Genomic DNA, 11631 nt, shown 5'->3' on the forward strand with positions numbered 1-11631 from the left:
CGACAGGAGGGGGAAGTCATGCTGGACCCGAAGGCCGGAGATCCCATTGCGGAGCCACGAAACCGGTAACGGGGGAATGTCACACCGGCACCATGTCCATGCCCGCGGCGCGCGCGGAGGCGATGCCCTCGGCCGTGTTCTCGTAGGCGCGGCAGTCCTCCCGGCGGTGCCCGGCCGGCCGCCCAACTGGGCTTCGGCGCAGGGCGGATGACCTTGCTGCGCAGGGTCGTCCCGGTCGGTCTCGCGCTTGGGGGCCGGGCCGGGGCTCGTATGACGGACGTGTTCGGGGCGCCGGTCAGTCGCAACACTCTGCTGAGACTGATCGCCTCGCTCCCCGAACCGCCCACCGTCACACCCCGCGTGGTCGGTGTCGACGAATACGCCCAGCGCAAGGGTCGATTCCACGGAAACGCACCCGCGCCAAGCACGCCACCATCCACGCGCTCCCAGCGGCCGACGCCACCAGGTCAGCACCCAATGGGTCGCCATCTCTTGGGCTGGTTGACCTTACCCCTGGGGCAGAGCCAAATATGGCGTTCGGACAACCGGCACAAAGGGAGGGGGTGGGACCGTGCTGCACGACATCTGCTTAGGTGCGCGGTCAGCGTCGTGATCGGGCTCGGCGACGGCGCGTTTCTGGCCGCTGCCGGGGTACTCGCCGGGCTGGTCGGCACCGCAGGCGGGATCACCTCGTTGATCTCCTACCCCGCTCTGCTTTGGGCGGGGCTTCCCGCCCTATCGGCAAACGTCACCAACCTCGTTGCCGGAGTGGCATGTTGGCCTGGCGCGGCTCTTGTCTCGCGACCCGAACTGGCGGGCCACGGGCCATGGCTGCGTCGCTGGGTCCCGCTGTCCGCTCTCGGTGGTGCAGCGGGCGCGGTGCTGTTGCTCTCCACGCCGACCGGGGTGTTCGCTCACGTCGTGCCCCTCCTGGTGCTCGTCGGCTCGCTGACCCTGCTCGCACAGCCCCGGCTTGCTGCTCTGCACCAGCGATACCGGCACGACCATTCATCTGGGGATCGCAGGATGATCCTTCCGCTCGGGCTGATCGCACTGTCGGTATATGGCGGCTACTTCGGCGCTGGTTCAGGTGTCATGACCCTCGCGCTCCTCATGGTCACCGTCGAACTTCGCCTTGTCGCCGCCAACGCCCTGAAGAACATGCTCATCGGCGCCCCTGCGCTGGTCTCAGCCGTATCGTTCGCCGCTTTCGGCCCCGTCGACTGGATGGCGGCAGCGCCCCTGGGCCTGGGCATGTTCGCCGGCTCCACGCTAGGGCCACGCATGGCCCGCCGTTTGCCGGCTTCTCGTCTGCGCCTGCTGGTCGCCTTGATCGGCATCGGTTTGGCGATCCAACTGTGGATCACTGGCACGGACTGATCCAAGCGCCGGAATCCCTCCGAAGACCGGTTCTGCTGGCATGACTGAACGTCACCGGACCACAAGAAGTGGACCAGAGCCCTTGTCGTGACGTCAGTCGGGGGCTTGCGGTCGCGGGCGTGAGATGTGCTGCTGCCGCAGGGGCCCTATAAAAAACTGGGGCGGCTGGCCTAAGGGCTGGTCGGCGGGGCGACGACCAGCTCGGTGTCCGGGTTGTGGTCGGTCTGCGGAGGGCCGGCGACGATCACGTTGGCTCGGGCCCACGGCTGTTCTCGCAGCATGAACGGCACCTCCTCCAGCAGCCAGTTCGCCACATGCTCCAGCTGCCCGGGGGAGTCACCGTCGCGGACGGCCGACAAGCGCTCTTGCTCATCGAGGTCACCCTGCATCCACACCGAGGCGTCCAACCACGGGGCAAGCTCTTCGCGGATGATGCCGGTGCCCTCGACCCAGATGAAGTCGGCATCGGCGGGGACGGTGATCGATCCGGGCCGGGCATGGGTGATCCAGGCCTCAGGGCGGAAGTCCACCGCCTCCCCCCGGTGCAGGGGTTGCAGGACGTTCTCGACGAGCACCGCGCCCCAGTCGAAGTAGGCGTGGTTCCAGGCGATGTCGTCGGTGTGCACGATGGCGGAGTTGGGCACCACCTTGCGCAGCCGCTCGGCCAGGGTCGTCTTGCCGGCGCCGCCCCGGCCGTCGATCGCGATCACCCGCGGACGTCCGGTGACGGCGGGTGATGCCTCGCGCAACTGCCGGACGACGTCGAGCACGGTCACCACCCGCCAGCCGACGGCTTCGATCTCGCCTGGATGCAGACGCATCGACAACATATCTCCGCAGGTGAGGGCATGCGTCCGGCCTGCCCGGACGGTCCGCCGGTCGCCTGACCTCATCGACGTCACAGTCGAGCGGCCACGTCGGTGTCGGGCGGCGACACTCGATCCACCACAAGAAGGGATCGACACCGGAAGCAGCAATACTCGATTACGACAATCCTGGTGAGCTCGGTTCGATACGTCCATGGACAGTGCAACAGACGATGTGAATCAGGCAATCGCGGGTGAATGGCAGCTTATGGATCCGCATGTCCGCGCCTCACGTGAACTCGCCGGACAACTCCTCGACCCGCAGTTGGTGGAGGTCGGTGGGTCTGGGCGACGGCGGACGTACGAGGCCATGCTCGCCGAACTACCCGTCCTGCTGCCTGCCGATGCCGCAGGCCCGTCGGAGTGGGCCGTATGACGCTCCGCCGAGGGGACACCGGACGAACCTCGCGGCGGGTGTGCGACAGCCGGCGCCCGCAGTCGGCACGGCTGCACTGTCAGGGGAGGGAATCGGCCGAAGTGAACCGCACGGGCTGGATTGCCGCCTCCAACAGTGATAGTGACTTTGTCATGGCCATGAATGTGATGGAACTGCACAGCATCAATGGTTGGGAGGTGTCCTTCCTGCGCGAGGAGGTGGGCGGCTACTTCACCCACGGCATCGTGTGCACGCCGGGCGCGACGGTACTCGACGTGGGCGCCAACATCGGCGTGTTCTCGGCGGCCGTGTACGAACGGCTGGACGGGGACGTGCGGATCTATGCCTTCGAGCCGTTGCCCCCACTCCACGCGACACTCGAGCGCAACGCTCGCGACTTCTTCAACGGGCGCCTGACCGCGCTCCCTTACGGCTTGGCGTCTCGCGAGGACGAGCTCGATTTCAGCTACGTTCCGGCCGCCACGATCTTCTCGTCTTCTTCGCGAGATGAGGGGAACATCGAGGCTGAGCGGCGCCGGGTCACCGCCAGCATTGTCGAAATGATCAGTCAGGGCGGCCTGGGACCGGTCCTGCGCCGCGTACCCCACCCCATTCTCACTGTTCTCGTCGGCCGCAAGCTGCGGGTGATGCGGCGCCTTGAGACGCACCGGGTGAAGGTCCGGCCCCTGTCATCGGCGCTCGACGAGCAGGGCATCGACCGCATCGACCTGCTCAAGATCGATGTGGAAGGCGCCGAACTCGAGGTACTCAGGGGCATCGAGGAACGGCACTGGCCGCTGGTCCGCCAGGCCGTGGTGGAGGTGGAGCGCTGGGGGCAGAACCGCGACGCGGTCTGCGCGACCCTCCTCGCACACGGCTTCACGGTCAGCACCGAGCAGAACCCGGTGCAGCAGGCCGGCGACATAGGCATGGTGTTCGCGATCAGGCCCTGACCGCGTGCAGCACCCGGCACTCGATGGTCGACGCATGTGCCGATCTCCCCCGCCGGGTGGGCACTCACGAGGGATCCACGCCGCCGCGAGAGGACAACGGCAGGAGCTCAGCCCACGGCACCCCCAAGCCACCGCGACGACCGCCAGGCCCGCTCCGCGATCGGACGATCCCGACCTCAGCCATGCAGCGGTGATGCGGTGGGGTGACCGCCCGTTTGTCCACCGAGACCGGTCAGCCGTCCTCCGTGTCGTCCGCACCAGGACGGCAACCCGCTTCCCGCTCGGAGCGCGGACTGCTCGCCCGCCACTGGGCATCAGTCGATCCGTCTGCTCATGCAACGGTGCGTTTCCACTGGCCGGTCGGTGCTGTTGTCGCCGTCGCGCACCCGGAGGTCGGGCACTCGGAGGGCACGCGGCTTGGCTGAGGCCGAGTATCGCGGTGATCCACGTAGGCAAGCCCTCAGCCTGCGGTTTCCCGAAAGGCGTTGCCGGGCGGTTCGCCGTGCGTGGGAGCCGGCTCGTGGGAGTCTCTCCCGGTCTGCGTCCACCGATCGGTGGACGCGAAGTTCAACCGGGTGCCTCTGTCTGCCAACTGCCCAGGACAGCAAGGCTTTCGGGCATGAAATCACTCACCGTTCGCATGGCGCGTTGGAGCGCGCGGCACCCCTGGCGGGCCATCGTCGGCTGGCTCGTGTTCGTGGTGTTGTGCCTGGCGGTCGGCAGCGCTGTCGGCACGCACAGTGCTACTACGGCCGACTACCGGGTCGGCGAGGCCGGCCGGGCGGAGGCGATGGCCGCCCAGGGCCATCTGGAACGCAGGTCCACCGAGCAGGTGCTGATCTCCTCCAGGTCGGGCCCCCTCGACCGGGCCGCGGCAGAGGCTGCCGCGCAGGACCTGACCGCCCGGATGAAGCGGCTGCCCGAGGTGGCGGGCGTGGCCGCCCCGCAGCTGTCCGGGGATCGCCGGATCCTCATGGTCGAGGTGGCCCTCAAGGGCGAGGAACGGGACGCGAAGGACAAGGTCGACGCGCTGCTCGCCCAGACCGAGGCCGTGGGGAAGGCGCGTCCCGGGCTGCTGCTGCAGGAGACCGGGAGTCCCTCCATCAGCAAGGGAGTCGACCAGCAGCGCGGCGACGACCTGGCGCTGTCGGAGGAGATCACGCTGCCCATCACCCTGCTCACCCTGTTGGTCGTCTTCGGGTCCGTGACCATGGCGGGGGTGCCGCTGCTGCTGGCACTGTCGTCGATCGCGGCGGCCGTCGGGCTGTCGATGGTGGCCTCGCACCTGTCCCCCGACGCCGGGGTCGGCACGAACGTCATCCTGATGATCGGCCTCGCCGTCGGCGTCGACTACACGCTCTTCTACCTCAAGCGGGAGCGCGAGGAGCGGGCCCGCTCGGGTGGCCGGCTGAGCACCGAGGCGCTGGTGGAGCTGGCCGCGGCGACCTCGGGGCGGGCGGTCGTGATCTCCGGACTCGCGGTCGTGGCCTCCACCGCGACGCTGTATCTCGCGTCCGACGTCATCTTCTCCTCACTGGCCACCGGCACCATCGTGGTCGTCCTGGTCGCGGTGGCCAGTTCCCTGACGGCGCTGCCGGCGTTGCTGGTCAAGCTCGGGCAGCGGGCCGAGCGCAGGGCCCGGCGCCGGGCCGAACGGGGCAAGCCGGCGCGCCGGATCCGGGACGACGACGGCGGCCGCGTGTGGGCCGCGCTGCTGCGGCCGGCGAGCAGGCACCCCCTGGCCACGCTGTGCGTCTCGGTGCTCGCCCTGCTCGCCCTCGTGACCCCGTTGGCAGGCTTGAAGATCACGGAGATGAGCAGGGACACCCACTCCCGGGACATCCCCGCCATGCGGGTGTACGACCGGCTCAACGAGGCGTTCCCGGAGCAGCGGGTCACCCACCAGGTCGTCGTACGCGCCGACGCCGCGCGCGCCGCCGAGGTCACCGGGGCGCTGCGCGAGCTGGTCCGGCGTGCCGACGCCGACCCGCTGTTCGCCGGTGCCTCGGGCATCCGGACGTCGGCCGACCACCGGATCAGTGTGCTCGAACTGAAGGTGCCGTACCTGGGTAATTCCGAGCAGGCGTACGACTCCCTCGACCACCTGCGGAAGGACTATCTGCCCGCGACGGTCGGGAGGATCGACGGGGCGGAGTACGGAGTGAGCGGGGATGTCGCCCGGTACGCGGACTATCCCGCTCACCAGAACAGCAAACTCCCCCTGGTCCTCGGGGCGTTGCTGGTGATCACTTTCGCGATGACCGCGTACGCGTTCCGCTCCGTGGTGCTGGGGCTGATCGGTGTCGTACTGAATCTGCTGTCCGCGGCGGCGGCGCTCGGACTGCTGGTCCTGGTCTTCCAGGGGACCTGGGCCGAAGGGCTGCTGGACTTCCACTCCACCGGTTCCATCGGCTCGCGCGTACCGCTGTTCCTCTTCGTGATCCTCTTCGGGCTCTCGATGGACTACCAGGTGTTCGTGGTGAGCCGGATCAGGGAGGCCGTGCTCGCGGGCGTGTCCACCCGGCAGGCCGTGCTCGACGGAATCCGCAGGTCGGCGAGTGTGGTGACCAGTGCCGCGGTGGTGATGACGACGGTGTTCTCGAGTTTCGTCTTCCTGCACATCATCGAGATGAAGCAGATCGGTTTCGTCCTCGCGGCGGCCGTGCTGCTCGACGCCTTCGTCGTGCGGATCATGGTCCTGCCGTCGGCGATGCTGCTGCTCGGCGAGGCGAGCTGGTGGCCCTCGCGGGCGGCAGGGAGTAAGGGGGCGGCGGCTGAAATCGCCGACGGGGAACTGGTGGTCGACGTACGTTGATCGGTATGACCGCTCTCGCCGACCCCTTGGCCGACGCCTTCTGGGCCACGTCGCTGCGCCGGTGGAACACGGTGTGCTGGGCGCTCTTCGGTGCGATGGCCGTCGGGCTGGTGACGACGGCTCCGTCCGGCGGGAGCAAGTACAAGGCGCTCGCGCTGCTCGGCTGCGTGGTGCTGTGCTACGCGGTTCTCGACCGCTTCCCGGGGAATCCCGTCGTACGTCCGCAGGTCTATCTCTCGGTGCTGGTGCTCGCACTCGGCGGGCTGGCGTATCTGGGCAGCAGCTATGCGGCGCTGTTCATGGTGACGCTGCCGCACTACTGGATGTTCGGGCGTACTCCGAGGACTTCCATGGGGTTCCTCGCAGCGGCCACCGGTGTCACGCTGACCGGGGCCCTGGTCCGGCAGGGCTGGTCGGCGGAGTTCTTCGGCGAGACGCTGGTGTCCACCCTGATCGTGGTCGCGGTGGGTGTGCTGATCGGCCTGTGGGCGCACTCGGTCGTCGCGCAGAGCAGTGAACGGGCGCGGCTGATCGAGGAGTTGGAGCGGACGGAGGCGCAGCTGTCCGAGGCGCACCAGCGGCAGGGCGCGGCGGACGAACGGGAACGCATCGCACGGGACATCCACGACACGCTCGCGCAGGGCTTCGCGTCGATCATCGTCCTCGCGGAGGCGGCACGGGCGGGCATGTCCGACGACCCGGCGCGCAGTGCCCGGCAACTGCGGTCGATCGAATCCACCGCCCGGGAAAACCTCACCGAGGCCCGGGAGTTGGTGGGCTCGGCGCGGCAGCCGGGTCCGGGCCGGGCGGCGGCCGGCACGGTGGCGCAGACGCTGCGCCGCACCCTGGACCGCTTCGCGGAGGACACCGGGCTCGCCGTGGACGCCGACCTGGCAGACCTGGAGTGCGACCAGCAGACCCGGATCGCGCTGCTGCGCTGCACCCAGGAGTCCCTGGCCAACGTGCGCAAACACGCGCGCGCGTCCACGGTGGGGGTGGTGCTGGTCCGGCGTCCCTACGGAGTGGAGCTGGAGATCACCGACGACGGCAGCGGGTTCGTGGCGGGGGAGTCGACGGGCTTCGGGCTCGACGGCATGCGCAAGCGACTGGCGGAGCTGGGCGGGAGGCTGACAGTGACGAGTTCGGTGGGCGACGGTACGCGGATCCTGGCGATGATCCCGCTGGCGAGCGGGGTGGAGGCATGAGCGGACGGGGTCTGCGCATCGTCGTGGTGGACGATCACACCGTGATGCGGGCCGGAGTGGTCGCCCTGCTCGCGGCCGAGGACAGCATCGAGATCGTCGGCGAGGCGGGCGACGGACGCGCGGCGCTCGAACTCGTCGAGCGGTACGACCCCGATGTCGCCCTGGTCGATCTGCGGATGCCCGTGCTCGACGGGGTGGCCACGACGACCGAGATCGTCGCCCGGTATCCACGTACCCGGGTGCTGATCCTGACGACGTACGACACCGATACGGAGATCGAGCGCGGTGTGGAGGCCGGGGCCATCGGCTATCTCCTCAAGGACACCACGCGCGAGCAGCTCGTCGACGCCATCCACGCGGCGGCACGTGGCGAGACGGTGCTCGCTCCCCGGGTCGCCGAGAAGCTCGTGGCGCGGATGCGGCGTCCCGTCCAGGACCCGCTGACCGACCGGGAGACCGACGTCCTCAACGCGGTGGCCGACGGCCTCACCAACGCCGAGATCGGCAGACGCCTCGTGATCGCCGAGGCCACGGTGAAGACGCATCTGCTGCGCCTGTTCGCCAAGCTCGATGTGAACGACCGGACGAGGGCGGTGGTGGTGGCCATGGAGAGGGGGTTCCTGCGACGGCCTTAGAAGCGCCGTCAGGGTTCGGTCCCGGCAACTCGAAGACGGCCCTGAAAGGCAGGCCCTGAAAGGTACGCGCGCATGGCTGTGCCCGATCCGTGCCCTCAAGGCCGGACAGCCACGGCCGCTGCCCGCCTGTACCGGGTGGCCTGCCCGTCCCCTCTCACCTGCGAGAGCATCCCTTTCTTTGCCAAGCCTTGGTACGATCCGGCCACTTGTGCGAGGGTACGGACCCTCGTAGGGGAGGGAACATCACGTGGGCAGACACGCCCTGAGACGGGGCGGTCTGGCCGCCGCCGTCTCCTCGCTCGCGATCGCCGTAGCGGCCGCGTCCGTCGTCGTCCTCTCGGAGGACGGCTCCGCGGAAGCGACCGAGGCCGACACCAGCGCGATCACACTGGTCGACCCCGGCTCGACCACACCACGCACCGACCGCCCGTACGTCGCGGGCGACACCGGCTTCCTGCACCGGCAGACCGGCAGGACCGGACTGTTGTGGTCCGACTACGCGACCGGCAGGACCGTCACCGTCGAGAACGCCGGTGGCGTCTATACCCCGGGCACCGGCTGCACGTCCATCGGCTCCGAGTGCCGTCACGCCTGGTACGGCTCGGACGGCGACCTGGTCGCGCTGCCGGCCACGGCCAACGACGCGTACGCCACCCTGTGGGACCCGGCGACGGCCACCTCCAAGAAGGTGAGCTGGAACGGCTCCATCCAAAACGGCCAGGGCTACTACCGGGCCCTCGCCGGCGACACGATCGTCACCACCCAGGCCCTGATCGACAAGGTCGACGGCGAGTGGCGCACCCGCAAGGTCACCGGTGACGCCACGAGCGTGGGGAGCGAGGACGTCCTCGGGGCGGACTCCGCCGGTGTGCTCTGGTCGGCCAGCACCAGCAGGATCGGTTACATCGACGTCGGCTCGGCCGTGAACACCTACGCGTTCACCGACGCCACCTACGCCTCGCACTACGTGATGAGCGAGGACCGCATCGGCTGGTACCAGGCCGGCACCGCCGAGCTGCACCTGAAGTCCCGCACCGACCTGGCCGCCGCCGAGCAGGTCGTCACGCTGCCCGCCAACCCGGGCGCGCTCGACGGCGACCCGGTCCTGGTCGGCCACTGGCTGCTGCTGCCGCTGTCCTCCAGCGCGCTCGGCTCCCGGCTGCTCGCGGTCGATGTCGACGATCCCTCGGTGCAGCAGACCCTGCTGGCGAGCGCCGGCGAGTACACGCTGGCGGCGGGTGACGGCAGTGCGCTGGTCACCGGCGGCACCGACGCCACCGACTGGTGGGTGCGGCGGGTGAGCCAGGCCGAGGACGGCACGCTCAAGCTGGAGAAGGTCCAGCAGGCCCCGGCGGTGGAGAACGCCAAGACGGGCATCGCGCTCAGCCGCGGCAGCCTGCGGGTCGCCGAGGACAACCCGAACGCCACCGCGGACACCACGTCCGTGCGCACCCTCACCACCGACGGCTCCGCCACGCTGACGGCGTCCGAGGCCACGGCTAGCGGCTCGATCTACAGCGCCATCTGCCCGTACGAGGGCACCACGTGCTCGGCGCTGTGGGGGAACCTCGACGCCCGGGACGTCTACCTCGACGCGAACGGCGGCACCGACGAGGGCGAGGGCCTCGGCGACGACCGGCTGGTGGAGGTCGGCGGTCACGATCTGGACTTCGGCGGCCAGGGCGGCCGCATCGTCGACGTCTCCGACGACTACGCCGTCTTCAACTCCGGCGGTACCTCCCCGGCGCAGTACGTCGGCGAGTTCGGCCAGGGGCAGAAGCTGAAGCGGTCCGTGCGCGCCGCCGCCCTGAACGGCTCCACCCTGTGGAGCGCCTCCACCGTCGGCAAGCTGACCTCGTACGGCATCCCGCAGGAGAAGACGCTCACCACGGTGACCGTCCCGGGCCTGGCCTGCGTGCCGAGCGAACTCCAGGCGGCGGGCCGCTGGGTGTACTGGGCCTGCGGGACGGACTCCGCGGGCGTGTACGACACCAAGGCGGGTACGTCGAGGGCGGTCACCCCCGGTGACGTGCTGCTCGGCGACGGCTTCACCGTCCGCCACGACCAGGGCGCGGGCACGCTGGTCCTCACCGAGGCGGCCACCGGCATCACGCGCACGATCGCCTCCGGCCTGGCCGACAAGGGCCTGACCGTGGACCGCCGTTACCGCTGGACGGTCGACGAGTACACCGGCCTGGTCGCCTGGTTCGACGACTACGAGCGCACCCACGTCACCACCACGGGCATCGCCCCGTCCGCCGTGACGGCCTTCGAGACGTCGGCCGGCAGCTATGTGGACCCGGGGATGCCCTTCGAGGGCGCCTGGGTGCTGTCCCGCCCGGCCACCTCCTGGTCGCTCACCTTCACCTCGGTTCAGAGCGGCGCGAACGGCAAGGCCACCCGCACGGTGACCGGCGGCGCGACCTCGGGCCGGGTGACGGCGACCTGGAACGGCAGGACGGCGAGCGGGAGTTACTTCCCCAACGGCCACTTCACCTGGACGCTGAAGGCGACCGGCCTCGGCACCGCCACGGCGAACACGGTGACCAGCGACGAGGGCTTCCTGCAGCGCGGAGCCGCCGTGCGCCGCGACTTCGTCAGCCCCGACGGCCCGGACGGCCGCGGCGACCTGCTCACCCTGAACTCCTCGGGCGGGCTGACCTTCCACAGCGGCACGGGGACGGGCAAGCTCGGCGACAAGTACACGGGCACCGGCTGGCCCACGACCGTCATGGCGATCCCCTTCGGCGACCTCAGCGGCGACCGCTGCAACGACGTCCTCGTCCGCTACAGCAGCGGCGCGCTGCGGCTGTACAAGCCGGGCTGCGGGGCCGCGGTCAAGCCGTCGACGTCGTACACGACCCTCGGGACCAGCGGCTGGACGCAGTACAACGTGCTCACCTCGCCCGGCGACGTGAGCGGTGACGGACGCCCGGACCTGATCGCGAGGAACTCGTCCACCGGAGCGGTCTACCTCTACAAGGGGACGAGCGCCGGCAAGCTCGCCGCCCGCGTCAAGCTCTACGACAACTGGAAGGGCTACAAGAAGATCGTCGGCACCGGTGACATCACCGGCGACGGCAAGGCCGACCTGCTGGCCCAGGACACGTCCAACAACGTCTACCGCTACAACGGCAAGGGCGACGGCACGTTCGCGGCCCGTGTCAAGGTGCTGTCGAACTGGGGCGGTTCGTACAACGCGGTCGTCGGGGTCGGCGACATCACGGACGACGGCCGGCCGGACCTGGTCTCCCGCGACACCAGCGGCAAGGTGTGGCGCAACAACGGGGACGGAAAGGGCTCGTTCGGCCCGCGGACGCAGATCGCGAGCGGCTGGAGCGGCTACAAGGCCCTTTCGTAGGCGCCGAGTTCGGTCCTCCAAAGGCGCCCGGAGACTTGAT

The 11631-nt window shown here is 69.6% G+C and carries 8 protein-coding genes; 7 read left to right on the top strand and 1 reads right to left on the bottom strand.

The genetic code is table 11. The features are described 5' to 3' along the window. The first annotated feature begins 609 nt into the window (after nucleotides 1-609). Nucleotides 610-1380 carry a sulfite exporter TauE/SafE family protein gene (locus tag ACFWXC_RS09330; RefSeq protein WP_384475568.1) on the top strand — a complete coding sequence of 257 codons (771 nt, stop codon included), beginning with the start codon at nucleotides 610-612 and terminating at the stop codon, nucleotides 1378-1380. A gap of 170 nt (nucleotides 1381-1550) precedes the next feature. Here ACFWXC_RS09330 and ACFWXC_RS09335 read toward each other — a convergent pair whose 3' ends face one another. Beyond that, complete coding sequence (locus tag ACFWXC_RS09335; RefSeq protein ID WP_384475571.1) at nucleotides 1551-2201, bottom strand: uridine kinase; 651 nt, start codon at nucleotides 2199-2201, stop codon at nucleotides 1551-1553. A gap of 253 nt (nucleotides 2202-2454) precedes the next feature. Between ACFWXC_RS09335 and ACFWXC_RS09340 the strand changes: the two genes are divergently transcribed. The 6 genes from ACFWXC_RS09340 (at nucleotide 2455) to ACFWXC_RS09365 (ending at nucleotide 11591) form a co-directional block, all read left to right on the top strand. Then, nucleotides 2455-2622 carry a hypothetical protein gene (locus tag ACFWXC_RS09340; RefSeq protein WP_384476146.1) on the top strand — a complete coding sequence of 56 codons (168 nt, stop codon included), beginning with the start codon at nucleotides 2455-2457 and terminating at the stop codon, nucleotides 2620-2622. 101 nt (nucleotides 2623-2723) lie between these two features. After that, nucleotides 2724-3575 (top strand): FkbM family methyltransferase, encoded by an 852-nt coding sequence (locus ACFWXC_RS09345; protein ID WP_384475574.1) that lies wholly within the window; start codon nucleotides 2724-2726, stop codon nucleotides 3573-3575. Nucleotides 3576-4194: 619 nt separating this feature from the next. Then, nucleotides 4195-6390, top strand: coding sequence for an MMPL family transporter (locus ACFWXC_RS09350; protein ID WP_384475577.1), 2196 nt, complete (start codon nucleotides 4195-4197; stop codon nucleotides 6388-6390). 5 nt (nucleotides 6391-6395) lie between these two features. Beyond that, entirely contained in the window at nucleotides 6396-7595 is a 1200-nt protein-coding gene (locus tag ACFWXC_RS09355; protein WP_384475580.1) for a sensor histidine kinase, read from the top strand. Beyond that, nucleotides 7592-8230 (top strand): response regulator, encoded by a 639-nt coding sequence (locus ACFWXC_RS09360; RefSeq protein WP_384475583.1) that lies wholly within the window; start codon nucleotides 7592-7594, stop codon nucleotides 8228-8230. Before ACFWXC_RS09355 ends, ACFWXC_RS09360 begins: the two co-directional genes overlap by 4 nt. A 247-nt stretch (nucleotides 8231-8477) precedes the next feature. Continuing rightward, nucleotides 8478-11591, top strand: coding sequence for an FG-GAP-like repeat-containing protein (locus ACFWXC_RS09365; protein ID WP_384475586.1), 3114 nt, complete (start codon nucleotides 8478-8480; stop codon nucleotides 11589-11591). Nucleotides 11592-11631: the final 40 nt, after the last annotated feature.

The sequence above is a fragment of the Streptomyces sp. NPDC058683 genome (assembly GCF_042716195.1).
GTDB lineage: Bacteria > Actinomycetota > Actinomycetes > Streptomycetales > Streptomycetaceae > Streptomyces.